The sequence below is a fragment of the Stenotrophomonas sp. K-6 genome (assembly GCF_056861555.1).
This window is the reverse complement of sequence record NZ_JBSPUC010000002.1, coordinates 652,851-678,727: the sequence shown is the minus strand read 5'-3', so window position 1 is coordinate 678,727 and position 25,877 is coordinate 652,851. Positions and strand designations below refer to the sequence as shown.

24 protein-coding genes are annotated in these 25,877 nt (G+C 67.2%); 14 read left to right on the top strand and 10 right to left on the bottom strand.

Features of this window, described 5'->3' with window-relative positions:
• Positions 1 to 117: 117 nt before the first annotated feature.
• A complete protein-coding gene (locus tag AC13F7_RS08490) occupies positions 118 to 663 on the bottom strand; it encodes a GNAT family N-acetyltransferase (protein ID WP_019184458.1) in 546 nt (181 codons plus the stop codon).
• Between the two features lie 129 nt (positions 664 to 792).
• Complete coding sequence (locus AC13F7_RS08485) at positions 793 to 1,650, bottom strand: 23S rRNA (adenine(2030)-N(6))-methyltransferase RlmJ (RefSeq protein WP_088435146.1); 858 nt, start codon at positions 1,648 to 1,650, stop codon at positions 793 to 795.
• Between the two features lie 45 nt (positions 1,651 to 1,695).
• Here AC13F7_RS08485 and creB point away from each other — a divergent pair, with 45 nt between their 5' ends.
• The 7 genes from creB to AC13F7_RS08450 all read left to right on the top strand — a co-directional run bounded on the left by creB (position 1,696) and on the right by AC13F7_RS08450 (position 9,428).
• Positions 1,696 to 2,385, top strand: a complete 690-nt coding sequence (gene creB / locus AC13F7_RS08480) for a two-component system response regulator CreB (protein WP_482999844.1) — start codon at positions 1,696 to 1,698, stop codon at positions 2,383 to 2,385.
• 2 nt (positions 2,386 to 2,387) lie between these two features.
• Entirely contained in the window at positions 2,388 to 3,863 is a 1,476-nt protein-coding gene (gene creC / locus AC13F7_RS08475) for a two-component system sensor histidine kinase CreC (protein ID WP_482999843.1), read from the top strand.
• A 92-nt stretch (positions 3,864 to 3,955) separates the two neighbouring features.
• Positions 3,956 to 5,275: a cell envelope integrity protein CreD gene (gene creD / locus AC13F7_RS08470; protein WP_482999842.1), complete on the top strand. Its 1,320-nt coding sequence runs from the start codon at positions 3,956 to 3,958 to the stop codon at positions 5,273 to 5,275.
• A gap of 9 nt (positions 5,276 to 5,284) precedes the next feature.
• Positions 5,285 to 5,716, top strand: coding sequence for a hypothetical protein (locus tag AC13F7_RS08465; RefSeq protein WP_482999841.1), 432 nt, complete (start codon positions 5,285 to 5,287; stop codon positions 5,714 to 5,716).
• A gap of 100 nt (positions 5,717 to 5,816) precedes the next feature.
• Entirely contained in the window at positions 5,817 to 7,403 is a 1,587-nt protein-coding gene (locus tag AC13F7_RS08460) for a M28 family metallopeptidase (RefSeq protein WP_483000133.1), read from the top strand.
• A 119-nt stretch (positions 7,404 to 7,522) separates the two neighbouring features.
• Positions 7,523 to 8,926: a glutamate--tRNA ligase gene (gltX, locus tag AC13F7_RS08455; protein WP_482999840.1), complete on the top strand. Its 1,404-nt coding sequence runs from the start codon at positions 7,523 to 7,525 to the stop codon at positions 8,924 to 8,926.
• Positions 8,927 to 8,942: 16 nt separating this feature from the next.
• Positions 8,943 to 9,428, top strand: coding sequence for a Fur family transcriptional regulator (locus tag AC13F7_RS08450; RefSeq protein ID WP_019184450.1), 486 nt, complete (start codon positions 8,943 to 8,945; stop codon positions 9,426 to 9,428).
• A 147-nt stretch (positions 9,429 to 9,575) separates the two neighbouring features.
• On the opposite strand, the gene AC13F7_RS08445 is transcribed toward AC13F7_RS08450, so the two are convergent.
• The 4 genes from AC13F7_RS08445 to AC13F7_RS08430 all read right to left on the bottom strand — a co-directional run bounded on the left by AC13F7_RS08445 (position 9,576) and on the right by AC13F7_RS08430 (position 15,497).
• Complete coding sequence (locus AC13F7_RS08445) at positions 9,576 to 10,757, bottom strand: HlyD family secretion protein (protein WP_482999839.1); 1,182 nt, start codon at positions 10,755 to 10,757, stop codon at positions 9,576 to 9,578.
• 8 nt (positions 10,758 to 10,765) lie between these two features.
• The gene (locus AC13F7_RS08440) at positions 10,766 to 12,451 is read right to left on the bottom strand and encodes an MFS transporter (protein ID WP_482999838.1); all 1,686 of its coding nucleotides are present in this window, start codon (positions 12,449 to 12,451) and stop codon (positions 10,766 to 10,768) included.
• Positions 12,448 to 13,014 carry a TetR/AcrR family transcriptional regulator gene (locus AC13F7_RS08435; protein ID WP_481468451.1) on the bottom strand — a complete coding sequence of 189 codons (567 nt, stop codon included), beginning with the start codon at positions 13,012 to 13,014 and terminating at the stop codon, positions 12,448 to 12,450. Before AC13F7_RS08435 ends, AC13F7_RS08440 begins: the two co-directional genes overlap by 4 nt.
• A 287-nt stretch (positions 13,015 to 13,301) precedes the next feature.
• On the bottom strand, positions 13,302 to 15,497 hold the full coding sequence (locus tag AC13F7_RS08430) for a TonB-dependent receptor (RefSeq protein ID WP_482999837.1): 2,196 nt from the start codon (positions 15,495 to 15,497) through the stop codon (positions 13,302 to 13,304).
• Positions 15,498 to 15,654: 157 nt separating this feature from the next.
• Between AC13F7_RS08430 and AC13F7_RS08425 the strand changes: the two genes are divergently transcribed.
• Positions 15,655 to 16,068 carry a MerC domain-containing protein gene (locus AC13F7_RS08425; protein WP_121041406.1) on the top strand — a complete coding sequence of 138 codons (414 nt, stop codon included), beginning with the start codon at positions 15,655 to 15,657 and terminating at the stop codon, positions 16,066 to 16,068.
• Between the two features lie 118 nt (positions 16,069 to 16,186).
• Entirely contained in the window at positions 16,187 to 16,369 is a 183-nt protein-coding gene (locus tag AC13F7_RS08420; protein WP_019184443.1) for a 30S ribosomal protein THX, read from the top strand.
• A gap of 81 nt (positions 16,370 to 16,450) precedes the next feature.
• Here the strand turns inward: AC13F7_RS08420 and AC13F7_RS08415 are convergent, their stop codons facing one another.
• From AC13F7_RS08415 to AC13F7_RS08405, 3 genes are all read right to left on the bottom strand, one after another.
• A complete protein-coding gene (locus tag AC13F7_RS08415) occupies positions 16,451 to 17,713 on the bottom strand; it encodes an alkaline phosphatase family protein (RefSeq protein ID WP_482999836.1) in 1,263 nt (420 codons plus the stop codon).
• 88 nt (positions 17,714 to 17,801) lie between these two features.
• Positions 17,802 to 18,293, bottom strand: coding sequence for a methylated-DNA--[protein]-cysteine S-methyltransferase (locus AC13F7_RS08410; protein ID WP_482999835.1), 492 nt, complete (start codon positions 18,291 to 18,293; stop codon positions 17,802 to 17,804).
• Positions 18,290 to 19,756, bottom strand: coding sequence for an AlkA N-terminal domain-containing protein (locus AC13F7_RS08405; protein WP_482999834.1), 1,467 nt, complete (start codon positions 19,754 to 19,756; stop codon positions 18,290 to 18,292). Before AC13F7_RS08405 ends, AC13F7_RS08410 begins: the two co-directional genes overlap by 4 nt.
• Before the next feature lie 176 nt (positions 19,757 to 19,932).
• Here AC13F7_RS08405 and AC13F7_RS08400 point away from each other — a divergent pair, with 176 nt between their 5' ends.
• From AC13F7_RS08400 to ubiM, 4 genes are all read left to right on the top strand, one after another.
• On the top strand, positions 19,933 to 21,075 hold the full coding sequence (locus AC13F7_RS08400) for a COG3904 family protein (protein ID WP_481468590.1): 1,143 nt from the start codon (positions 19,933 to 19,935) through the stop codon (positions 21,073 to 21,075).
• A gap of 61 nt (positions 21,076 to 21,136) precedes the next feature.
• Entirely contained in the window at positions 21,137 to 21,682 is a 546-nt protein-coding gene (locus tag AC13F7_RS08395) for a DUF4019 domain-containing protein (protein WP_482999833.1), read from the top strand.
• A gap of 18 nt (positions 21,683 to 21,700) precedes the next feature.
• Positions 21,701 to 22,090, top strand: coding sequence for an MAPEG family protein (locus AC13F7_RS08390; RefSeq protein WP_482999832.1), 390 nt, complete (start codon positions 21,701 to 21,703; stop codon positions 22,088 to 22,090).
• Between the two features lie 89 nt (positions 22,091 to 22,179).
• Positions 22,180 to 23,364 carry a 5-demethoxyubiquinol-8 5-hydroxylase UbiM gene (ubiM, locus tag AC13F7_RS08385; RefSeq protein WP_482999831.1) on the top strand — a complete coding sequence of 395 codons (1,185 nt, stop codon included), beginning with the start codon at positions 22,180 to 22,182 and terminating at the stop codon, positions 23,362 to 23,364.
• 15 nt (positions 23,365 to 23,379) lie between these two features.
• Here the strand turns inward: ubiM and AC13F7_RS08380 are convergent, their stop codons facing one another.
• Positions 23,380 to 23,610 carry an RNA-binding S4 domain-containing protein gene (locus AC13F7_RS08380; protein WP_482999830.1) on the bottom strand — a complete coding sequence of 77 codons (231 nt, stop codon included), beginning with the start codon at positions 23,608 to 23,610 and terminating at the stop codon, positions 23,380 to 23,382.
• A gap of 268 nt (positions 23,611 to 23,878) precedes the next feature.
• Between AC13F7_RS08380 and AC13F7_RS08375 the strand changes: the two genes are divergently transcribed.
• Positions 23,879 to 25,819 (top strand): DEAD/DEAH box helicase, encoded by a 1,941-nt coding sequence (locus AC13F7_RS08375; protein WP_482999829.1) that lies wholly within the window; start codon positions 23,879 to 23,881, stop codon positions 25,817 to 25,819.
• The last annotated feature ends 58 nt before the right edge of the window (positions 25,820 to 25,877 follow it).

The following is a 25,877-nucleotide window of genomic DNA, read 5'->3' as shown; positions in this document are numbered from 1 at the left end:
CGGTGTCCGGATGCAGGCTTCCGCCATCTTCGACGGTAGTGCCGGCCGGCACTACCTATTACGGGCAGCCGGCCAGCGGCCGGCGCTACCGATCAGGGCGCGGACAGGCGCCCGGCGTCAGCTGTCGAGTTCGAGCACCATGCGCACCAGGCCCGGCGTACCGTTCGGGTGCGGGATCGGCTGGAAGCCCAGCGAGGCGGCCAGCTGCTTCATCGGCTCGTTTTCTTCGGCGACATCGCCGTACAGACGATCCAGGTACTTGCCGCGCGCCCACTTGACCAGCTTGCGCATCAACTGCCTGCCCAGCCCCTGGCCGACCAGGAAGCGGCTGACCAGGATCGCGTACTCGGCTTCGCGGGTGCCGGGGATGATCGAAGCGCGTGCGACCGCACCCACCACGGCTTCACCGGCGGGCAGCGACTCGGCAGCGACCAGGGTGATTTCGCTCTTGGGATTGGGGTGGGTCAGGCGCTGCGTGGTTTCCGGCGACAGCTCGGTCACCGACTGGAGGAAACGATCGCGGATTTCCTCCGGCCCGAACAGGCTGAAGGCGGCATGCAGCGGCGGGCCGTCTTCGGGCCGAATGGGGCGGATCAGCAGCTCGTGGCCACTGGGTGCCTTGAAGATTTCGTGCCAGGGCGGCATGCGGTTACGGGTAGCCATACCGGTGATTCCTTGGTGGTCTCAGGATTCTCGCATCCCGGGTGCAGCGTTCCGTGAACGGATCACTCACGCCGATCCGGCCCCGGGAGGAGCCGGCCAGGCCGGGGTTCCGGTCTGGCCTGAAGGGGGTCATTCGGCCTGCTTGAGCCACTGCAGGCGGGTCGAGGCGCCTGCCTCACCCAGGTGCTGCTTGAGCGCCGGCATGGCCGGGGCCAGGACCTGGTCGAACTGCCACGGCGGGTTCAACAGCAGCATGCCGCTGCCATTGAGCCGCAGCGGGGAGTCGTCCGGGCGGATCAGCAGCTCGGCGGTCAGCACCGATTTCACCGGCAGGGCACAGGCCTTGCGCAGGAAGTGCAGGATGGTCCGGCGCTGCTTGATCGGGAACCAGATCGCAAAGCTGGCCTGCGGCCAGCGGCCCAGGATCTCCGTCACCGAGGCCAGGATCGCTTGGTATTCGGCGTCCTGCCCCTCGTAGGGCGGGTCGATCAGCACCAGCCCACGGCCGATCTTCACGCCGTTGGCCTTGGGCGGCAGCAGCTTCTTGTTCTGGGCATAGCCATCAGCGTGATACACGGCCACCCGGCTGTCATGGGCGAACAGCGCCTTCAGCGCGGCGGCCTCGGCATCCTGCACCTCGCAGACGGCCATGCGGTCCTGCTCGCGCAGGGTCTGGGCGGTCAGCAGCGGCGAGCCGGGGTAGCTGATCATCGCCCCGACCGGGTTGTCGGCCTGGACCGCCTTGAGATAGCGCTCCACCACCGCGGGCAGCTGCGGCTGGGCCATCAGGCGCATCACGCCGTCTTCGGCCTCCAGCGTCTTGCGGCTTTCCTCGCTGGCCAGCAGGTAGCGGCCGGCGCCGCCGTGGGTGTCCAGCACGAAGAACGGGCTGTCCTTGCGCTTGAAGGTGTCGAGCAGGGCAAGCTGCACGATGTGCTTGAGCACATCGGCATGGTTGCCGGCATGGAAGGCGTGGCGGTAATTCATCGGCGCAGTGTACGGGGCGGCGGGCCCAGCGGCTATGCTGCGCGCATGAGCCACCCCCTGCACAACGTCCTGGTGGTCGAGGACGAAGCCGCCATCGCCGACACCGTTCTGTATGCACTGCGCAGCGAAGGCTATGGCGCCGAGCATTGCCTGCTCGGCGGTGAAGCACTGGCCCGCCTGCGCCTGCACCCCGTCGATGTGGTGGTGCTGGATGTCGGCCTGCCGGACATGAGCGGCTTCGAGGTCTGCCGAACGCTGCGGACCTTCAGTGAGGTGCCGGTGATCTTCCTGACCGCGCGCAATGACGAATTCGACCGCGTACTCGGCCTGGAACTCGGCGCGGATGACTACATGGCCAAGCCGTTCTCGCCGCGCGAGCTGGTGGCGCGGGTACGGGCACGCCTGCGCCGGTCCGCGGCCCCTGCCGACACCGCGGGCTGGCAGCAGTTCGGACGCTTCTCGATCGACCGCGAGGGCAGCCGGATCCGCTTCGGTGACCAGCCGTTGGATCTGACCCGCTACGAATACGCGCTGATGGCGGCCCTGCTGCAGCGCCCCGGTGCGATCCTCAGCCGCGCCCAGTTGATGGACCGCGGCTGGGACAGCGACGCCGACAGCGCCGACCGCACCGTCGATACCCACGTCAAAACCCTGCGCGCCAAGCTGCGTGCCGCCGGTGCCGAGACCGATCCGATCCGCACCCACCGTGGCCTGGGCTACGCACTGGAGGTGTAGGCATGCGGCTGGGCCTGAAAATGTTCCTGGGCTTCTTCCTGATCGTGGGCATTGCCGCGTTCTTCGTGATGCGTATCTTCGTCAACGAAGTGAAGCCGGGGGTGCGCCAGGCGATGGAGTCCACTCTGGTCGATGCGGCCAATGTGCTGGCGGAAATGGCCGCGGCCGATCTCAAGGCCGGGCAGATCCGCGAGGGCCGCTTCGTCGCCGATCTGGCGCGCGCCAAACGCCGCGACCCGAAGGCGATGGTGTGGCGCTTTCCCAAGCGCACGCTGGACTACCAGGTCACCATCACCGATGCCAAGGGCATCGTGGTGTACGACTCGACCGGCCGCGACGTCGGCCGCGACAATTCGCGCTGGAACGATGTCTACCGGACCCTGCGCGGCGAGTACGGCGCGCGCTCCAGCCCGGAGACCCCGGGCGACGACACCCATTCGGTGATGCACGTGGCCGCACCGATCTTCGACCCGGCCGACGGGCGCACGCTGATCGGCGTGCTCAGTCTGGCTCAGCCCAACCGCAGCATCGATCCGTTCATCGCGGCCAGCCAGCGCGCCATCATCAAGCGCGGTGCGTGGCTGATCGGTCTGTCGGCGCTGATCGGCCTGCTGATGACCGCGTGGCTGATGCACGGCGTGAACCGTCTCAACCGCTATGCCAAGGCGGTCAGCGCCGGTGAACCGGTGCCGCCGCCGAAGCCGCGCCGCGATGAAATCGGTGACCTGGGCCAGGCGCTGGAAACCATGCGCCGCAAGCTGGAAGGCAAGGCGTATGTGGAGCAGTACGTACAGTCGCTGACGCATGAAATGAAGAGCCCGCTGGCCGCGATCCGCGGCGCGGCCGAGCTGCTGCAGGAGCCGTTGCCCGATGCCGACCGCGCGCATTTTGCCCGCAGTATCGAAGGCCAGGCGCAGCGCCTCACCGAGACCATCGACAAGCTGCTGGCGCTGGCCGAGGTGGAGCAGTACGGCTGGCTGCAGAAGCATGAGCGGATTGCCTTGATGCCCTTGCTGCAGTCCGCCGCCGACGCGGTGGCCGTGCGTGCGCAGGCCGCCGGGGTCACGATCGCAGTGGAGGCACGGGCCGAGAGCGTGCAGGGCGATGGCTATCTGCTGCGCCAGGCCCTCAACAATCTGCTGGAGAATGCCGTGGCCTTCTCCCCGGCGGGCAGCAGCATCACGCTCGGTGCTGGTGCCGGTGCGGAAGGCGAGGGCATCGCCTTGACCGTGGCCGACCGCGGCAGCGGCGTGCCGGACTACGCGCTCGATCGCGTGTTCGAACGCTTCTATTCCCTGGCACGTCCGGCCACCGGCCAGCGCAGCTCCGGCCTGGGCCTGTCGTTCGTGCAGGAAGTGGCCCGCCTGCATGGCGGCCGTGTGAGCCTGAGCAACCGTGATGACGGCGGTGCGCAGGCGGTGTTGTGGCTGCCGTCGCGGCTGCCCTCGCGGCTGCCCTCGGTACTGCCGCGGCGCTGATCGCCGCCGCACTTCACACTGACTTCAAACTCGGCACAAACTTCGCACACCGGCGCGCGGGAAGCTGGCCCCCTCCCAACCGAGGACGGGTCATGAAATCCCTGAAGATGCTGTTGCGGTTCGCCATTGTGGGCGGGCTGATCCTGTTGCTGCTGATTCCGCTGAGCCTGATCAAGGGCGTGATCCGCGAGCGTGAGGCGTACCGCGACGAGGCCTACCAGCGCGTTGCACAGAGCCGCGCCGGCGCGCAGATACTGACCGGCCCGATCCGCGTGGTGCCGTGGACCGAGACCCGCGAGGTCGAGGTGGTGGATGCGGCCGGCAACAAAAAGAAGGAGAAGCAGGTCGAGCAGGGCCAGTGGCTGCAGATGCCGGCCACGCTCAAGGTAGACGGCGTGATGCAGCCGGACGAGCGCCGCGTCGGTCTGTTCCGTGTGCCGGTCTACAGCTGGAAGGCCACGATCACGGCCGAATTCGCCGATGACGACTACCCGGTGAAGACGGGGCGTACGTATGGCACGCCCTTTCTGACGGTCGGCATCGCCGATGTGCGTGGCCTGGTCGGTTCGCCGAACCTGCGCGTGGATGGCAACGCCGTGACGCTGTTACCCGATGCCGGCGGTGTCAGTGGCATCGGCACGGGCCTGCATGTCGGCTTGCCGGGCCTGGCGGATGAACGGGGTGGCGTGCTCAAGGGCAGCAAGGTCGAGCTGGAGCTGGTGCTGGATGGCACCCGGTCGCTGTCGGTGGTGCCGGTGGGCGATGACAGCCGCATCGCGCTGCGCTCGCCGTGGCCGCATCCGCTGTTCGGCGGCAGCTTCCTGCCCAATGAGCGCAAAGTGGACGCGCAGGGCTTCGACGCCCAGTGGGCGGTGTCCTCGCTGGCCTCGCGTGCCCAGCACCAGCTGCGCAACCGCCCGGACATCGACGCTGAAGCGGTGAGCGTGGAGCTGGTCAATCCGGTCGATGTCTATACCCAGGCCGACCGCGCCAGCAAGTACGGCATCCTCTTCATCCTGCTCACCTTCGTCGGCTTCATCCTGTTCGAGCTGATCAAGCAGCTGCGCATCCACCCGCTGCAGTACCTGATGGTCGGCTTGGCGCTGGCGATCTTCTTCCTGCTGCTGCTCAGCCTCTCCGAGCACATCGCGTTCTGGCAGGCGTATGCACTCTCGGCGCTCGCCTGTATCGGCATCCAGACCGTGTATCTGTCCGGCGTATTGAAGAGCTGGAAACGCGGTCTGGGCTTTGCGCTGATGCTCAGCGCCCTGTATGGCGCGCTGTACGGGCTGCTGATCTCGGAGAACAACGCGTTGCTGATGGGCTCGCTGCTGCTGTTCGGCGTGCTGGCCGCGGTGATGTGGGTGACCCGCCGGGTCGATTGGTACGAACTCGGCGCAAGCCTGAAGTAAGGAGCGACCATGAGCTGGCGTCGTTGTCTTCATGAACGTGTGCGCCGGGCGTTGCCCGCCCGGCTGGAGGTGGCTTCGCTGCTGGACGGCGAGGCGTCGGGATGGCCTTCACCGTTGACCGCACTACCCGGCGTGCAGTCCACCCCGGGATTGGTCCGCTTCGGCCTGGCGCCGGTCACCCGCGATGCGATCACAGCCCACGGGCTGCGCTTTCTGGAACAGGCACGGCAGGCGCGAGGGCGCCTGCCACTGCCGCGATGGTGTGGCGCGTATCGGCCTTGGCGCGAAGGCGCCCAGGCCCTGCGCGAGATCGGTATCGGCGGGCTGCCGCTGGACTGGCCCGTGCATGCCCCGGTCTATGCCAGCGCCTCGGAGGATCGCAGCCGCTGGCTGCTGGTGCTGCCGTCCCGTGGCCAGCTCTGGTACGGCTGGTTGGAATGACCATGACTCTTGGCCCGGGGGCGCGCGGGCCGCCCTCGATAGACTCGGGGATTGTTCGTGGTCTGGCCGCAAGGCGGGGGTAATCGTGTTCAAGTGGGGCATGTTGAGCGTGGCATTGGCATTGAGCGGCGTCGCCGAAGCACAGACGAAGGAAACGGTGGACCTGGACATGGTCAGCCGCATCCGCCAGGAAGCCTTCCACCGGTCGCAGGTGATGGCGACCTTCAGCCATCTGACCGAGCAGATCGGTCCGCGCCTGACCAATTCCCCCGCGATGGGCGAGGCCAACACCTGGACCCGCAGCAAGTTCAACGAGTGGGGCCTGGTCAACGTGCATGACGAGGCCTTCGATGCATTCGGTCGCGGCTGGGAGTTCAGCAACGCCAGCGTGGAACTGCTGAGCCCGCGCGTGGCGCCCCTGTATGCGCTGCCCAAGGCCTGGACCCCGGGCACCAACGGCCCGGTCGAGGGTGAGGTGATCAAGGTCGAGATCAAGAAGCTCGCCGACCTGGATCAGTACAAGGGCAAGCTCGCCGGCAGGATCCTGCTGCTCAACGATGCGCGCGATTACGAACGGGCCACCAAGTCCGATTCGCACCGCCACGATGACGCCGGCCTGGCCGAGCTGCAGGTGTTCGCGGTGCCCAAGGACGTTGCCGATGCCAAGGCCGACCGTGCCAAGAAGGCCAAGGAATACCTGGAGAAACAGGAGCTGACCCGCGCCACCAACGCCTTCTTCTCCGAGCAGGGCGTGCTGGCCACGATCAGCATCAGCGGCTGGGACAACGGCATCATCCGTGTGGGTGGCGGTGGCTCGCGCAAGGCCGGTGAACCGGTCGGCGTGCCCGAGCTGGCGATGATGGCCGAGCACTACAACCAGCTGGTGCGTGCAGTGGACCAGAAACAGGTGGTCAAGCTGCGGGTGAATGTCGAGGCCCGCTTCACCGATACCCAGGACCAGCCCGGCTACAACACGCTGGCCGAGATCCGCGGCAGCGGCAAGGCTGATGAGATCGTGATGCTTGGCGCGCACATGGATTCCTGGCATACCGGCACCGGCGCGGCCGACAACGCGGCCGGCGTGGCGGTGATGATGGAAGCCATGCGCATCCTCAAGGCGGTGGGTGCCAAGCCCAAGCGTACCATCCGCGTGGCGCTGTGGAGTGGCGAGGAGCAGGGGCTGATCGGCTCCCAGGACTACGTGTCCAAGCACTTCGCGCGCTACCCCGAGCCGACCGACCCGACGCAGCTCAAGTTGCCGGCCTCGATGCGTGAACCCACCGGCGCCCTGCAGCGCCAGCGCGATTACGACAAGTTCTCGGCGTACTTCAACATGGACAACGGCTCGGGCCGCTTCCGCGGCATCTACGCGCAGGAGAACCTGGCCGCGGTGCCGATCTTCGAAGCGTGGCTGGCCCCGTTCCACGATGTGGGCGCCACCACCGTGGCCACGCGCAACACCGGCAGCACCGATCACATCGCGTTCGATCGTGTCGGCCTGCCCGGGTTCCAGTTCATCCAGGATCGCCTGGATTACTTCACCAACGTCCACCACAGCAACCTGGACACCTGGGACCACGCCGAGCCGGAGGACCTGAAGCAGGCCGCTGCGATCGTGGCCTCGTTCGTCTACAACGCGGCCATGCGCGAGGAGAAGCTGCCGCGCAAACCGTTGCTGACGCCCTGAGGGACACCGCGTGGCCGCCCGGAAAAGGGCGGTCCGCGCCATGCCGGGCAAGGAGTGCCCGGATTGCGGCCGGGCCGGGGTAAAATTGCCGGGATTCCGTTTCCCGCCCTGAGCCCTCCATGACCTGCCGCACCCGTTTTGCCCCCAGTCCCACCGGCTACCTGCACATTGGTGGCGCCCGCACGGCGCTGTACTGCTGGCTGGAGGCCCGTCACCGTGGCGGCGAATTCGTGCTGCGCATCGAAGACACCGACCGTGAGCGCAGCACCCAGGGCGCGATCGACGCGATCCTGGAGGCGATGGAGTGGCTGGGCCTGGGCTATGACGAAGGTCCGATCTACCAGACCCAGCGCGTGGCCCGCTATCTGGAAGTGGCCGAGCAGCTGGTCGCCGATGGCAAGGCGTACTACGCCTACGAGACCAGGGAAGAACTGGACGCGATGCGCGAGGCCGCCATGGCCAAGCAGGAAAAGCCGCGTTACAACGGCGCCGCGCGTGACCTGGGCCTGCCCTACAAGGACGACCCGAACCGCGTGATCCGTTTCAAGAATCCGCTCGAGGGCACGGTCGTGTTCGACGACCTGATCAAGGGCCGCATCGAGATCGCCAACAGCGAGCTGGACGACATGGTGATCTTCCGCCCGGATGGTTTCCCCACCTACAACTTCGCGGTGGTGGTGGACGATTGGGACATGCGCATCAGCGAGGTCATCCGCGGCGACGACCACATCAACAACACCCCGCGCCAGATCAATCTGTACGAGGGCATCGGCGCCCCCGTGCCGAAGTTCGGCCATATGCCGATGATCCTGGACGAGCAGGGCGCCAAGCTGTCCAAGCGCACCGGTGCGGCCGATGTGATGCAGTACAAGGACGCCGGGTACCTGCCCGACGCGCTGCTGAGCTACCTGGCCCGCCTGGGCTGGTCGCACGGTGACCAGGAACTGTTCAGCCGCCAGGAGCTGATCGATCTGTTCGATGTAACCAACTGCAATTCCAAGGCCGCGCGCCTGGACATGGCCAAGCTGGGTTGGGTCAACCAGCACTTCCTGAAGACCGAACAGCCGGACGACATCGCGCCGCACCTGGTCTACCAGCTGAACAAGCTGGGCCTGGATCTGAACGCTGGTCCGGCGCCGGCGGACGTGGTGGTGGCGCTGCGCGACCGGGTCCAGACGCTGAAGGAAATGGCCGAGAAGGCGGTGGTCTGGTACCAGCCGTTGACCGAATACGACGAGGCCGCGGTGGCCAAGCACTTCAAGCCGGGCGCGGAACTGGCGCTGGGCAAGGCCCGCGAGCTGTTGGGCGCGGCCGGTGAATGGACGGTGGAGAGCGTTTCGGCGGCACTGCATGACGTGGCCACGGCGCTTGAGATCGGCATGGGCAAGGTGGCGCAGCCGCTGCGCGTGGCCATCACCGGCACCCAGGTCAGCCCGGACATCTCGCAGACGGTCTTCCTGGCCGGGCGTGAAGAGGCCTTGAAACGCATCGAGGTCGCACTCACTAAAGTACCGACGGCCTGACCACAGGAGACCGCGCATGTCCGCAAAGACCGCTTGTACCGCTCCGCACCATCACGTTCACGACGCCTCCGACTTCGTGAAGGTGGTCGAACGCGTGTGCTCGGAACGCGGGCTGCGGCTGACGCCGATCCGCGCGAACGTGCTGCGCCTGATCGCCGAGGCCGGCAAGCCGGTCAAGGCCTATGAGTTGCTCGAGTGGGTGCGCAATGGCAAGGGCGTCGGTGCCGACGCCCCGCCGACCGTCTACCGCGCGCTGGATTTCCTGATGGCCAATGGTTTCGTGCACAAGCTGGAGTCGGTGAACGCGTTTGTGGCGTGCCACCACCCGAGCAGTGCGCAGCATTCGGTGCCGTTCCTGATCTGCAACAGCTGCCACAGTGCGGTGGAGCTGGAGGACAAGGAGATTGTCAGCCAGTTGGAGAAGCGGGCGAAGGAACTGGGGTTCCAGCCGCAGGCGCAGACGCTGGAAGTGCATGGCCTGTGCGCGCGCTGTGCGGGGTAGGTACCGACCGTTGGTCGGTACGCTGTTGATGTTGAAAAGCCGCGCATCTGCGCGGCTTTTTCGTTTCTGCCGCGAAAGCAGCCACTCTGTTCCCGACGGTTTCGCACTGGGGTGGGGAAAGGCGTTGGCGTTCTGCGCGCGGGCGCGTTACGGCTTCGCAGCGGCCGGCTCGTGCCCCTCGGCGGCGGTATTCACCTTGACGATCACCGACATGCCGGGGCGCAGGCGCGGGGCCAGCGGCTGATCGGGGTCGATGGAAATGCGGATCGGCAGGCGCTGGACGACCTTGGTGAAGTTGCCGCTGGCGTTGTCCGGGCGCAGGACACTGAACTCGGAGCCGGTCGCCGGGGCGATCTGCTCGATGTGGCCATGCAGCTTCTGGCCATCGAAGGCGTCCACGGAGAAGGTGGCCGGTTGCCCGATGCGCATCTTCCAGGTCTGGCCTTCCTTGAAATTGGCAACCACCCAGAGGGTATCGGGCACCAGGAACAGCAGCTGCGAACCGGCGGTGACGTACTGACCCAGACGGACGGACGCTTCGCTGACCTGACCGTCGCGCGGCGCCTGGATCACGGTGTTGGCGAGATCGATCTTCGCCAGTTCCAGCTGCGCCTGGGCGGTCTCGACGCGGGCTTCCAGGCCTTTGCGCGCGACCTGGGTGGAGGTCAGGGTTTCCTCGGCGATGCGGATCTGGGCCTGCGACTGCAGCACGCTGGCCTGCGCCGATTGCGTGGTCGTGCGGAACTTATCGCGGTCGTTGAGGGCGACCAGTTGCTGGTCGGCGAGTTCTTCGTAGCGCTTGAGTTCGGTACGCGAGCGCGAGAGTTCGGCCTGGCCGGCAGACAGGTTGGCTTGGGCGGCCTGGATCTGCGCGCGGTTCTGCGCCTGGGATTGATCGGAGTTGGCCAGCGCGGCCTTGGCGCTGTCCAGGTCGGCTTCGGCCTGGACGACTTTCTCGCGGTAGATGCGGTCGTCGATGCGCAGTAGTGGATCGCCTTGTTTGACGTGCTGGAAGTCCTTGACCAGGACCTCGGTGACATAACCGTTGACCTGCGGGGCGAGCACGGTGATCTGGCCGCGCACATACGCGTTGTCGGTGGTGACGCGAGAGGTTTCGAACGGCCACAGCGACCACGCGCGCAGGATCAGCGCGATGCCGATCAGGGCGATCACGATCATGATGATCACGGCCCGCAGGCTCGGCTTGAGGTACTTGGGCGCGCCAGACGGAGCGGCCGGTGCCGGTGCAGGGGCGGGCGCAGCGTCGGTCGGCGGTGGTGGGTTGACGTTTTCCGGTGCGGCGTCGTCGTGCGGGGGTTGGGTCGACATGGGCGGGCTCATCGGGGTGCGACGCTGTCAGGCGTCGGCGCGGAAAGGGGAGGTGTCGGTGCGTGGCGTTTGCGCCATTGCTTGAGCACGGCAGTGCGGACCGCCAGCAGCAGCAACCAGCCAAGGAAGATCAGCGCGACGCGGCCACTGAGCGCGAACACGTCGTTGAACGCGCGCACATTGGCTTCGCGACGGGTGATCTGCGCCAGTTGCGCGGTGCCCTGCGCGCTACGCTGCACCGGGTCGGTGATCAGCCTGGCGTAGAGCTGCTGTTGCTGTTTCAGGCGTTGGGCGACCACGTTGTCCGCCGGATCCAGCTGGCTCACCAGCGCGCCGGAGTAGACCTGCTCGCGGTGCAGTTGATAGGTGCCCAGCACGGCCGAGCCAGCCAGGCCGCCCAGGGTCTGGGTGATGGAGAGCGTGACCAGGAAGGTGATCATGTGGTCCACGCCCTGCTTCAAGGCCTGGGTGATGCCGAGCATGATCAGCGGCCCCATGAACATGCCGGCGCCGACGGACGCCAGGAACTGGCTGGCGAAGAAGTCGTGCGGACGATCCAGGCTGGTACGGCTCTGGTCGAGCAGGGCCGCGCTGCCCAGCAGCAGGATGGCCATCAACAACTGCGGAATCAGCCGCTTCGGGCCGAAGGTGAGCGAGCTGGCGGCCATGCCGGTGATCACCCCGGCCAGGATCACGGCGAACAACGGCCGCATCTGGTCCGGGCCCATCCCCAGCGTGCGCATCAGGCCGACTACGCCGTAGGACTGCTCGGTGGTCAGGAAGCGGATCAGGAACGCACCGATGATGAAATGGATCACCGGCAGGCTGGCCAGCCACCGCGTCTGCAGCAACGGGTTGCGGCGGTAATGCTCGATGATGAAGGCGGTGGTGGCCAGTGCGATGGAGGCGACCAGCGCCCAGCCCAGCCACGGCGTGTCCAGCCACCAGCGCGTGTAGCCCTGCGCAAGCACGACCACCAGCAGGCCGACGGCCGGGGCCAGCAGCACGAAGGTGAGGAAGTCGAGCGGTTCGAACGCCTTGATCTGCGCACCGGGCGGCAGCTTGAGCACCACCACGGCAGCGAACGCACACAGCGCCAGGCCGGCTTCGAACAGATACAGGTTGTGCCACTTGCCGGTGTCGACAAGACCGGGTGAGACCAGCCAGGCGATCGGTACCGCAAGCTGTGAGATGCCCACGCCGATCACCAGCAGGTTGCCGGTGTATTTGCGCGGCAGCGACTGCAGCATGTACAGCGTGCCCAGCGTGGTGCAGGCCGCACCGGCGAAGCCGCTGGCCGCACGCATCAGCACGGTCGTTTCATAGGTGCCCACGAACAGATGCAACACCGCCAGTGCGGCATACAGGCCCAGGCCGATCTCGGCGAACAGGCGGATGCCGTATTGCTGGCGGAACTTGAAGGCGAGCAGATTGGCGGTGACGTTGACCATGGCATACGCGGCCACCAGCCAGCTGCCCTGCGCAGGGGTGAGCCCGAGCTGGCCCTGCAGGAACGGCAGGTTGGCGCTGACCAGGGCATTGCCCAGGCCGCCAGTGATCCCGACCAGCAGCGCCACCAGTGCATACGCAATGCGGCGGTGCGGCGGATGCCACGGCATCGAAGCCGAGCCCGGGAGGGTCGGTTTTTCGTGCTCCTCCCAGTCCGGAACCGGCTTGAGGTACTGCGGCATCATCCCTCCCCGTCGGCAGGCCCCCGCAATCCGCCACGCAGCAATTGCAGGGCGCGCGTGGCCAACCGGGCGCGTTCGTCACGCGTCTTGCCACGCAGCGCGGCTCCCAGCATGCCTGAGATGAGTGAAATGTCCGTCGTTTCCAGATCGGGGCGGCACAGACCGGCGGCGACCGCGCGGGCGATTGGTTCGCGCAGCAGTTCGAAGATCGTTTCGCGCGCGGCCCGGATCGGGATCTGATCCGGATCCACCGCGCGCCAGTAGTCCGACAGCGCGGGCGACTGGACGATGCGGTTGGCCATGCCTTCGAGCACTTCGAACAGTGCGTCGTCCCGGTCACCCAGCGTCTGCACCTGCCGCGCGATGCGGTTGACGGTGCGCTGGAGCAGCGCCTCGACCAGTGCGGTGCGGTCAGGGAAGTTGCGGTACAGCGTGGCACGGCCCACCTGTGCGCGCTCGACCACCAGGTCCAGCGGGGCGGTAACACCGTGCTGGCCGAAGACCGCATCGGCAGCGTCGAGAATCTGGGCGCGGCGGGCGGCCGCGTCGGCACGTTGGGTAGGCATGCGCCATCATCGGACAGAACTGTCCGGGGCGGAAGAGGGTATGTCGCCTGTCACGCGCGTAGGTTGGCGCGCGCTTGGCAATGTGGACGGCAGGTGAGGTAACCGCGGGGCGACGTCGCCGCGCACGCGGGTGACCAGGAACGCGATGTGCGGGCCGCAGGTGAAAAAAGACCAGGTGCAGGTACCAGTCGCTGCGGTCGCGCAGGGCGATGCGCAGTTGTGCAAAGACGCAAAAAAAGGGGGGCCTTTCGGCCCCCCTCGGGTAATGCAACCACCCCGTCAATCGATCAGAAGTAGGCGCGGATGCCAAAGGCGACGCCACGGCCCGGCAGCGGGGAGTAATCCCGCAGCAGGGAGGTGTGCGGGCGGACTTCACGGTTGGTCAGATTGTTGCCGTCCAGGAAGACCTCATAGCTGTTGCTGTCGGTACGGTCCCAGCGGTAAGCAAAGTGGGCATCCACCAGGGTGTAGCCGTTGCTCGGCGCCTCGTTCTGGGCGACGTCCTTCTGGCTGCTGTAGCGCACGGCACCCACCGAGGCGCGCCAGCCATCCCTGGACCAGCGCAGGTCCGCGCCGACACGGCCCGGGGCGATGCGCGGGAGGTAGCCGGTGTTGGCCAGATCCACGGTGTAGTTGTGGTTGTGATCACCGTGCGGGACGGCGATGTCGACGCTGCGGCTGCCACTGCCATCCAGTTCGGCTTTGACGTAATCGCCGAACACACGCAGATCCCAATCGCCGGCGTTGCCTTCGAAGAGATGGAACAGGGCTTCGGCTTCGGCACCCTTGAACGTGGCGTCCTGCTGGGTCCACAGGCGGACCGGCAGCGATTCGACCACGCCGGTGTCGGCCAGGTAGATGAAGTCCTTGAACTTGGTCTGGTAGATCGAGGCGGAGAAGTCGACGCGGTCGCTGTGGGTGTGGATGCCCAGTTCAACGCGCTGGCCACGCTCGGTCTTCAGGTTGGCATCACCGATTTCCAGCGAGCGCGTGGCGATGTGCGCACCGGCGGCGTAAAGCTCTTCGTTGGTCGGTGCGCGCTCGGAACTGTCGATGCCGAAGCGCAGGTCGACGGCGTCGTTGAGCGTCCAGATGCCGGCGGCGGAGAGGTTGGTGGCGTCGAACCTGCGGGCGCGGTAATCGCCGGTCGGGTCCAGCTTGACCTGGTCATGGCGGCCACCGAGTTCCAGCTTGAACGGACCGAACTGTTTTTCCTGCAGCACGAACAGGCCGATGTTCTTCGTCGCGGTATCCGGCACGAACGCTTCCTCGCCCTTGGCACCGAAGTCGCTGTTGCCGAACTGCAGGCCGAAGGCGCCGTCCCAGCCGCCGATCTGCTCCTGCACGGCTTCCAGGCGGCCTTCGATGCCACGGTTGGTGAAGCGCGTGGCCGGCGTGCCGGCTTCGAGTTCGGTGTGCTCGTAATCGGTGTAGGCGGTACGCAGGCTGATGTTCTTCAGGAACGAGGTCGGCTGGTAGATGCCGCCCTTGGCTTCGAAGCGGTTCTGCACCATGTCGATGCGGACGTCGTGCTCGTCGCCCTCTTCCTCGTCGCCATGGTCGTGATCGTGGTCATGATCATGGTCGTCGTCGGCATGCACGTGCGCGCCGTTGGGAATGCCGTAGTTGGTGCGGTAGGTGCTGGCGGACACACCGAAGTAGCCGTCATCGCCCAGCCAGGTGGCACCGACGCCGCCGGCGCGGGTGCGGACCGAACTGTTGTCCAGACGGCCGCGGCGCGGTTCGTCGGTGTCGCCTTCCTCATGGTCGTGGCCGCTGTGATCTTCCAGGCCATCGATCACCGCGTAGCCGGGAATGCGGTAGTCATCGCCGTTGCGGACCAGGCCGTCCACATGCAGCACGACGTTGCCGCTGACACCGTCCAGGCGGAACATGCCGCTGCGCTCGTCATTGACCGAATTGCCACGCAGTTCGGCGCGGCCGCTGAGCGGACGGTCCGGCAGTTCGCGGGCGATGCGGCCGTCGACCACGTTGACCGCGCCGCCGATCGCGCCGCTGCCGAACAGCAGGGTGGCCGGGCCCTTCAGGACCTCGATCTGGTCGGCCAGGAACGGCTCGATGCTGGTGGCATGGTCGGCGCTGACGGTAGAGGCATCCATGTTGCCCATGCCGTTGGACAGCACTGCCACGCGCGGGCCTTCCTGGCCGCGGATGATCGGGCGGCCGACGCCGGGGCCGAAGAAGGTGCTCTGCACGCCGGGCAGCTTGGCCACCGTGTCGCCGAGGGTGCCGGCCTTCTGCTCGTCCAGGCGCTCACCGGCCAGCACATCCACCGGGCGCGCCAGCGATTCAGCATCGCCCTGCAGCGGCGAGGCGGTGACCTTCACGGTGGACAGTTCGGTCAGGTGACCATCACGGTGGCTGCTTGGGGCGTCCGCCGCCATGGCCAGGGAGGGCAGCATCGCGGCGGCAAGGGCCAGTGACAGGGCGTGGGGTTTGAGCAGGAGGGAGCTGGAGCGCATAGGGCAAGGGCCTTCGGTCAATTGTTACAATATATCAATGGTAGGGCGCGCGAATCCCGTAGCGGAACGGGGGAGGGCAAGTCAGGGGGAGGCAGGGGAGCGCGTCAGGATTGATGTTATATTATTCCATAACGCTTCGCCGACCCTGCTGGAAGTCATGCCCCTGTTCGCTCGTGTTCGCCATCTGCTGGATCGTTTCGGTGCCACCGGCTCGCTGCTGTGTGCCGTGCACTGCGCTGTGCTCCCGGTGCTGCTGGCCGCCGCCCCATCGCTGGGCCTGTCGGTCTGGATGAGTGATGGCGTGGAGCTTGCGCTGGTGAGCTTCGTCACTCTGCTGGGGCTGTTCAGCCTGGTCTGGGGCTGGCGCCGTCATGGCGCCCTGCGCGCGCTGGGCTTCCTGATTCCGGGCCTGACCGCGTTGTGGGCGGGGCTGTTGTACGGCCCGCTGCACCACTCGGCGGTCCCGCATGCAGTGGTGATGACCTTGGGCGGTGTGCTGGTGGGCGTGGCCCATCTGGTGAATCTGCGGCTGAACCACGGCCACGTCCATGACGCCAGCTGTGCTCATTGAGAGCGCGCATGGTAGGCTTTCCGATCGTGCGCGGGGGCGCCTGAGAGGGCGGCCCCGCCGAACCCGTGTCAGTACGGGGTAATCAGATTTCGCAGCATTCAGACTAAGGAGTTACGACATGGGTAAGGGTGACCGCAAGACCGCCAAGGGCAAGCGCTTCAATGCCAGCTACGGCAATTCGCGTTCGCACGTCGTGAGCAAGGCGGCCGTGGGCGCAGCTGCGCCGGTTGCCAAGAAGACCGTGACGAAGGCGCCGGCCAAGAAGGCCGTTGCCAAGAAAGCGGTGGCCAAGGCCGGCTGATCCAGCCAGGCGGGTCATGAAAAACGCGGCGCTTGCGCCGCGTTTTTTTTCGTCCGCGTTCCGGCCGAAACCGCTGCGCGCTCAGCGCAGCGCAGGGAGCAGTCGCTCGGCGTCGCCATCGTTGGGCGCAGTTGGAATCCCCAGCAGGCGGGTCAGCAGCGGGTAGACATCCACGTTGTCGAACGCAGGAACGGTCTGCCCCTGTTTGAACGCCGGGCCACGTGCCACGAACACCGCGCGCATGGACGGCAGCGCATTGTCATACCCGTGGGAGCCGCGATCGCCCGGCCCGCGTTTGGCGATGCGCTCGCGGGTCAGGGCATCCCAGCCTTCGTGCATCTGGCAGACGATCGGCGGAATGCGCGGGTTGCTGCCGTACTTCCAGCGCGCCGGCAGGGTCTGGCGGGTCCAGCAGTCGTACTGGGCATGCGCGCCCAGCAGTATCTGCTCGGCCTGCGCCTGCTTGCCCGGCAACGGGGCGAACCCGATCGACTGGCCGACCGAGATCTCCTCGGCAATGGCGGGATCGATCATGTCTTCGGTCGCCACCACCTGGCCGGCCGACACGCCGGCCATGCCGTGGTCGGAGACCAGGATCACGTTGGTGGCCTCGGCCAGGCCACGTGCCTGCAGACCGTCCAGCAGACGACCGACCGCGCCGTCGGCCAGTGTCACCGCGGCGGCGTACTCGTGCGATTCCGGGCCGTGATTGTGGCCGGCCTTGTCGACCTGCTCCATGTACAGCGTCACCAGTCGCGGCGCCTGCGGGCCGTGCTGGTCCAGCCAGCCCAGTACCTGATCCACGCGATCGGGCAGGGTCACGGTCTCATCGTAGCCATGGATCTGGCTGGGGCGGATGCCCTGGATCGCCGCCTCACTGCCCGGCCAGGACCACACGGCCGTGCGCACGCCAGCCTTTTCCGCACCCACCCAGATCGGCTCACCGCCCCACCAGCGTGAATCGGCCACCGATTCGCGCACATGCAACTGGAATCTGCCCAGTGCGTCCTCGTGCATGCTGTTGTGGATGATGCCGTGGTGGTCCGGCCGCAGGCCGGTCACGATCGTGTAGTGGTTGGGGAACGTCAGCGAGGGATAGGACGGCGTCATCCATTGCGCCCGCACCCCCTCGTCAATGAGCCGGCGGATGTTCGGTGTGATGCCGCGGTCGAGCATGTCCGCCCGCAGGCCGTCGATGGAAATCAGCAGCAGCTTCTGCTGCTGCGCCGGGACGCTCCGGGCTACGGTCGCAGCAGACGCGACAGGCGGGGAAGACGGTGCGGTGGCGCAGGCGGCCAGCGAAAGAGCGGCGGCAAGCGCCAGCGGAAGGCGGACGGAAATCATCGCGACATGATAGTGCGTGGCGGTGACGCGTCGAAGACAACCCATGGCATACGCCCCTCGACACCGCCCGGGCCCTGCGCATGACCGACTAGGCGAACAGCGAATCTCGCCGTGCTTCCAGCTGCAGCAGGGCCGCCTTGGTCTGCAGTCCGCCGCCGAAGCCGGTGAGCGCACCACTGCTGCCGATCACGCGGTGGCAGGGCAGCACGATCGGCAACGGATTGCGGCCATTGGCGGCACCGACCGCCCGGCTGGCCGTCGGATGGTCGATATGCCGCGCCAGCTCGACATAGCTCCAGGTCTGGCCGAACGGAATGTCGGCCAAGGCCTTCCACACGCGCAGCTGGAATGGCGTGCCGTGCGGCGCGAGTGGGAGATCGAAGCGCACGCGCTCACCGTGCAGGTACTCCAGCAGTTGCGCGCGTGCTCCGCGCAACGCATGTGCATCGCGCTGCCAGTGCTCGCGCCCCTTCGCGTCGTAACGGTTGGTCTCGAACAGGATGTGGTGGATGCCCTGGCTGTCACCGGCCACGGTGAGCGCGCCGATCGGGCTGTCGAAGGTGTCGTAGAGCAGGGTCATGAGGTTACTCCCGAAGACGGTGTGGCCAGATGCCACAGATGCAGGACGGCGTACGCCCGCCAGGGGCGCCACGGCTGTGAGCGGGCCTCGGTGGCGCGTTCGCTCAGTCGCGTATCACCACCGAGCACCTGCTGCAGCACCAGATCGCCGGCCGGGAACGCATCGGGCAGCGCCAGTGCACGCAGTGCCATGTAATGCGCGGTCCATGGGCCGATACCGGGCAAAGCGACGCAGCGCGCCACGAAACCAGCCAGCGACTGGCCGGCACGGAAATCGAGCCGGCCATCCACCACGGCCTGCGCGACGGCACGCACGGTGGCCGCGCGGGTGCGCGGCAGCCCGATGGTTTCCAGCGGTGCCTCGGCCAGTACCTCCGGGGAGGGGAACTGGCGGTCCAGTCCTGCCGGCATGCCCTTGAGGGTGGCGCCAAAGCGGTCCACCACCCGGCGCGCCAGCGTGGCGGCGGCCGCCACGCTGACCTGTTGGCCCAGCACGGCGCGCACGGCCACTTCAAATCCGTCCCAGCCGCCGGGCACGCGCAGCCCTGGGCGTTGCGCGATGCCCGCAGCGAGCAGCGACTCCTGCGCCAGCGTCGCGTGCACCATGCGCAGGTCCGCATCGAGATCGAAGATGCGCCGCACGCGGCGCACGATGCCGGGAATCGCGCGCGGATCGACCTGGCCCAGCTGCAGCAGCAGCTCCGGGCGCCGTGGATCGGCGGTCACGCGTAGCAGCGAGGGGCGCTCGGCCGGCCCGATCACGCGCTGGTAGCTGTCCGCGTCGATCTGTTCGATGCCGGGAATCGCACGGCGGCGCAGGAAGCCGAGCATCGCGGTGAAATCCAGCGGCGGCCGGTAGCCCAGGCGCAGGGTCAGCGTGCCCTCGGTCAGCGCGCCGCGCTGGCGGCGGATCGCGGTCGGAGGCATGCCACAGCCGTCCAGAAAGGCCGCGTTGAAACGGCGCAGGCTGTTGTAGCCGGAGGCCATGGCGACATCGGTGACGGGCAAAGCGGTTTCGGTGAGCAGTTGCTTGGCCAACAACAGCCGGCGGGTGGCGTGGATCTGCGCCGGTGCCGCACCGAGCCGGGCCACGAACAGGCGCTGCAGTTGGCGGGCGCTCAGGCCGACATGCGTGGCCAGATCAGCCACCGGCTGGTCCTGCAGATAGCCATCGTGGATCAGGGCGAGCGCGCGCTGCAGCGTTTCATTATTGAGTGCGTCCTGCGCCTCGGGGGCCAACTCGGGGCGGCAGCGCAGACAGGGACGAAAACCCGCGGCCGCGGCGGCGGCTGCGGTGGGGTAGTAGGTCACGTTGGAGGGTTTCGGTGCCGGTGCCGGGCAGACCGGTCGGCAGTAGATGCCGGTACTGCGCACGGCAGTGAAGAAGACCCCGTCAAAGCGCGCGTCGCGGGCGAGGCGGGCGCTTTCGCAGGCGGCGTGGTCCAAGGGCAGGGCGGTCTCCATGGGGGCCAGTCTATGCCCGGCAAGCGGGCCTGGCTCGCCATTTTCGGACGCCAATGCCAACCCTGGGTCGCCCGGTTCAGGACAGGTTGCCGCGCCGCGCCGGTCGCGCACTAGACTGTGCATCTGCGCTGCTTTTGCCGCGTATTCCCCCTCGCAAGGATTCCGGGTTGTCCATGTTGCTCAAGTCGTGGTGGTTGCCGTTGTTGTGTCTGGGTCTGGCCGGTTGCAGCCAGCTGGAAAACCCGGGCAATGTCACTGCCGCCGACAAGGCCGTGCGGGCACAGACCGCCGATGGCGACCACATGGTCTCGATCAACGCCGCCGATGCGCCGCCACCGCCGCCGCCTGCGCCCAAGCGCGGTGATATGAACTGGCCCGAAGCAGCCCTGGAAAACGGCAAGGCATGGATCAGCTGCGATACCGACTATGCCGGTGATGCAGGTGATGGCGCACCGTTGGCGGCGCTGGATCGGACCAGCATCGATGCCGCGCTGCAGCCCTGTGCCGAACGTGGCCTGCTGCGCGTGCGTTATGTAGGCAAGATCAATCCGGGGTTCTCCGAACTGGTCGCGCGGCTGGCCGTGGTCGCCGATGCGCAGCGCATTTCGCGCCGCATCCTGGATCTGGATTCCAGTGGTGGCCAGGTCGAAGCCGCCATCGTGGCGGGGGATCGCATCGGCGAATCCAACTGGACGATCTGGGTACGCGAAGGCTCGGTCTGCCACAGCGCCTGCGTGTTCGTGCTCGCTGCCGGCGACAACCGCTTGGTGTCGGGCAAGGTCGGCATCCACCGCATGATGCGGATCAGCTCCAAGGCGACCTCGCGCGCCGAGCTCAACCGCGAGCTCCACGAGGTCTACGACAACGTCAAGGATTACCTGCAGCGCAACGGCGTGGCGGTGGGCGTGGCGGATCTGATGATGACGGTGCCCAACCGCAGCCTGCGCCTGCTCACGGCCGAGGAGCTGCGTCAGTTTGGGCTGGATGGCACCAACGCGGTGCAGGACGATCTGGAGCGGATCAAGCAGATGCGTAAATGTGGCGATGCGTTCGTGCGCCGCAAGGATGCCTTCCTGGTCGCATTCGATCAGGAGTGCAAGCGCGAAGGCAGTGAACTGGAGGCCGTCAACAGCTGTGGCCAGGCGCTGAAGCAACGCTTCGGTTTTCCGGATGAAACCTGCCCGGACGAAAGCCCGCTGTCGGAGATCGATGTCTCCACGCTGCTGCCGGACACGACGGCACCGGGTCGGCCGGAGACGGTGGAGCAGACCCTCGGCGATGCCCATCCCGCACCGGTCGAGGCGGCCGAGCGCAACTGACGGAGGACTCACGCCCTTCCCGTAGACTGGAGCGCAGTTCCTTCCAGCCAACGGTGTCCTGATGCGTGTTCCGCTGCTGCTGTTGTCCGCTCTGCTGCCATTCGCCGCGCTGGCCCAGACGCCTCCGCCGCCGGCCACGCCTGCGCCGGCCCCGGCGCGCCCCGCGCCTGCGGCGGCGCCCGCCACCGCTCCTGCGGCACGCCCGGCACTGAGCCCGGCGCAGCAGGCGCAGGTACAGAAGCAGGATGCGGAGATGAGCGCTGCCGCACTGCAGGTCGCCCATCTGATCGATGCCAACCGCGCGGGCGAGGCCTGGAGAGGCGCCTCCGCCGTGGCGAAGAAATCGGTGACCGAACAGGCCTTCGTCAGTCAGCTCACGGCCGATCGCCAGCGCCTCGGTGCATTGGCGTCGCGTGGCCAGCCGGTGGTGACCCGGGTGAAGTACGCCGCCGGCGCAACCGTGCCCGAGGGCCTGTACATCAACGTCAGCTTCCCCACGCGCTTTGCCAACAGTGCCCAGCCGGTGCGCGAACTGGTCTCCTTCCGGTTTGATGAAGACCGCATCTGGCGACTGGCCGGTTACAGCGTGCGTGCCGCCACCCCCTGATTGCCGGAGTCTTCGCTGATGAGTATCGAAATCCAGATGCTGGTGTGGTCGATGTTGCTGGGCCTCGTGCATGTGTTCGCGCCATCCACCCTGATCACCCGCGAACGCGGGGTGGGCTGGAATGCGTCGGCGCGCGATCAGCCGATGCCGCCGCCGGGCCCGTTGGCCGGGCGCCTGCAGCGTGCGCAGAGCAACTTCATGGAAACCTTCCCGTTCTTCGCCGCGGCGGTGCTGGCGGTGGTGCTGACCCAGCGCCAGGACGGGATGACCGCGTTGGCCGTGCAGCTGTACTTCTGGGCACGTCTGATCTATCTGCCGCTGTACGCCGCGGGCGTGCCTTACGTGCGCAGCCTGGTCTGGCTGGTCTCCCTGCTCGGGATCGTCATGCTGCTGTGGGCATTGCTGTGAACCGGCGCTGGCGCGCCTGATCCAGATCAAGGACGGTGCCGGCGCTGCGGCGTTAAGCTGCAGCGGACACGCAACGGCAGGATGGAATCATGCAGTCAGTGGATGTGGTGGTGGTAGGTGCCGGCCCAACCGGGCTGTGCTTCGCACGCGCGCTGGCCGATACCGGCCTGAGCGTCGCCCTGATCGAGCAGCAGCCGCGTGCGGCACTGGCCGAGGCGGCGTTTGACGGTCGAGAGATCGCGCTCACCCATGCCTCCCGCCAGATCCTGGAATCGCTGGGCCTGTGGGCGCAGCTGGATCCGGCCGAGATTTCCCCGCTGCGCGATGCCAAGGTGATGGACGGCGGCTCGCCGTTCGCGCTGACCTTCGCCGCGCACCAGCGCACCGGTGACGACCTGGGCTGGCTGGTGCCCAACCATCTTATCCGACGCGCTGCCTGGCAGAGCGTGCAGGGCCAGGCCGGGCTGGAAATCCTGGACCAGGCCAGCGTGACCGCCGTGGCCCCCGGTCCCACCCACAGCACCGTTACCCTGGCCGATGGCCGCCAGTTGGGTGCGCGCCTGGTGGTCGCGGCCGACAGCCGCTTCTCCTCCACCCGCCGCCTGCTCGGGATCGGCGCGCAGCTGCGCGACTTCGGCAAATCCATGCTGGTCTGCCGGATGCAGATCGAAGTGCCGCATCAGCACACCGCCTGGGAGTGGTTCGGCTACGGCCGCACCATGGCCCTGTTACCGCTCAATGGCGACCAGGCTTCGGCGGTGATCACCCTGCCGCCGCGGCAGATCGCGGCCTTGATGGCCCAGGACGACACGGACTTCGGCCGCAGCATCAGCGCCTTCTTCGAGCATCGGCTGGGCGCCATGCGGCCGGTGGCCACCCCGGTGGCGTACCCCTTGGTGGGGGTGTATGCCGACGCGTTCGCTGGCGATCGCTGCGCGTTGATCGGCGATGCGGCCGTCGGCATGCATCCCGTCACCGCACACGGCTTCAATCTGGGGCTGCAGAGCCAGCATCGACTGGCCGGGATGCTGCGCCAGGCGGCGGGGCAGGGGCGGGATATCGCCGCACCGGCCGACCTGGCCGCTTACCAGCGCGGGCACCGGTTGGCCTCGCGCCCGCTTTACGAGGCCACCAATGCGATCGCCTCGCTGTACACCGATGACCGCCTGCCGGCGCGGCTGCTGCGCCGGGCCGGCCTGCGGTTGGCGCACGGGGTGGCCCCGTTCCGCCAGTTGATCACGGCCCATCTGACCCAGCGCGATACACTGCGCTGAGCACTGCCGGAGCGGTCAGGGCGCGTCGCTGTCGGCGATCACGTGGATGATCGTATCGGCGAACTGCACCTGCTGCCCCGCGCGGATCTTGCAGGCTTTGCGCAGCTCGACCTCGCCGTCGACCAGGACCTGGCCGTCGCCGATCACGGTCTTGGCTTCGCCCCCGCTGGTGACCAGGTCGGCCAGCTTGAGCAGCTGCTTGAGCTCGACGTAGTCGCGGTCCAGTTCAAATTCGAGGGTCTGCATGGAGCGGGGTATCCTGGGAAGAGGCGCAGCGGTTGGGCCGGGCCGGAAAAGGGCGCGTATTGTGCGCCAGCAGGCGGCGTAACGGGATCCATCCTGGAATCTGTATACGTTGTTCAGGAACGATGCGGTATCATCGCCCCCTGAGTGAGTGAATTCTCCTCCGACCGAGCAGCGCCAGGGCACGCGATAAGAAAGGGCGCCCAAAGCGCGGACCATCCCCCTTTTTTATCTCACTGCCGCGTAAAACGGCGGTGTTTCGGAGTTCCCCATGTCCCAAGATTCCACCACGCCGCTGCTGTTCGCAGATCTCGGCCTGTCCGACGCTGTCATGCAGGCCGTCGCGACCGTCGGTTATGAAACGCCGTCGCCCATCCAGGCCGCCACCATTCCGGCCATGCTGGAAGGCCGTGACGTGCTGGGCCAGGCCCAGACCGGTACCGGCAAGACCGCCGCCTTCGCACTGCCGGTGCTGTCCAACCTCGATTTCAACCAGACCAAGCCGCAGGTGCTGGTGCTGGCGCCGACCCGCGAGCTGGCCATCCAGGTCGCCGAGGCGTTCCAGACCTATTCCTCCGGCATTCCCGGCTTCCGCGTGCTGCCGGTGTACGGCGGCCAGCCGTACGGCCAGCAGCTGCAGGCCCTGCGCCGTGGCGTGCACGTCATCGTCGGCACCCCGGGCCGCGTGATCGATCACCTCGAGCGCGGCACCCTGGACCTGTCCGAGCTGAAGACCCTGGTGCTCGACGAAGCCGATGAAATGCTCCGCATGGGCTTCATCGACGACGTCGAAGCCGTGCTGAAGAAGCTGCCGGAGACCCGTCAGGTCGCCCTGTTCTCGGCCACCATGCCGTCGCAGATCCGCCGCATCGCGCAGACCTACCTGAAGAACCCGGCCGAAGTCACCATCGTCAGCAAGACGACGACCTCGGCCAACATCCGCCAGCGTTACTGGTGGGTGAGCGGCATGCACAAGCTGGACGCGCTGACCCGCATCCTGGAAGTGGAACCGTTCGATGCGATGATCATCTTCTCGCGCACCAAGGCCGCCACTGAAGAGCTGGCCGAGAAGCTGCAGGCACGCGGCCTGGCCGCGGCCGCCATCAACGGTGACATGCAGCAGGCCCAGCGCGAGCGCACCATCGGCATGCTCAAGGAAGGCAAGCTGGACATCCTCGTCGCGACCGACGTGGCTGCCCGTGGTCTGGACGTGGAGCGCATCAGCCACGTGCTGAACTACGACATCCCGTACGACACCGAAAGCTACGTGCACCGCATCGGCCGTACCGGCCGTGCCGGCCGCACCGGTGACGCGATCCTGTTCGCCACCCCGCGCGAGAAGGGCATGCTGCGGGCGATCGAGCGCGCCACCCGCCAGCCGATCGAAGAAATGCAGCTGCCGAGCGTGGACGCGGTCAACGACACCCGCATCACCAAGTTCATGACCCGCATCAGCGACGCCCTCGATGCCGGTGGCACAGAGTTCTACCGCGACCTGCTGCAGAAGCTGGAAGGCGAGAAGAACGTGCCGGCGATCGAGATCGCCGCCGCGCTGGCCAAGCTCCTGCAGGGCGATTCGCCGTTCCTGCTCACCCCGCCGGTCCGTGGTGCCCGTGAAGAGCGTGCCCCGCATCAGCGCAATGAGCGCAGCAACGACCGTGGCGAGCGCCCGGCCCGTTTCGAGCCGCGCTTCGAGCGTGGCCCGCGCCGTGAAGACGACCGCGGCCCGCGTCCGCCGCGTCCGGAAGGCGACTTCGGCAACAGCGAGGGCGGCTTCGAGCGTGCCCCGCGCCGCGACATCGCCCCGCGCGGTGCCGCTGAGCCCGGCATGGAAACCTTCCGCATTGAAGTGGGCCATGTCCATGGGGTGAAGCCGGGCAACATCGTCGGCGCGATCGCCAACGAAGCCGGCCTGGAAAGCCGTTTCATCGGCCGCATCGATATCCATGACGACTTCTCGGTGCTGGACCTGCCTGCCGAAATGCCGCAGGACCTGCTGACCCACCTCAAGAAGGTGTGGGTGTCCGGCCAGCAGCTTCAGATGCGCAAGGTCGAGCCGGGTGAAGACCTGACCCCGTCGCCGCGTCCGGCGTTCAAGCCGAAGTTTGGCGGCAAGCCGCGTGGTCCGGGCGGCCCGCGCAGCGGCCCGGGCGGCAACGACCGTCCGCCGCGTCGTGACGGCTTCAAGCCGCGCGGCCCGCGCAACTTCTGATCGCCCCCGGGTGATTGCCTCAACGCCAGCCTTCGGGCTGGCGTTGTCGTTTCTGGCA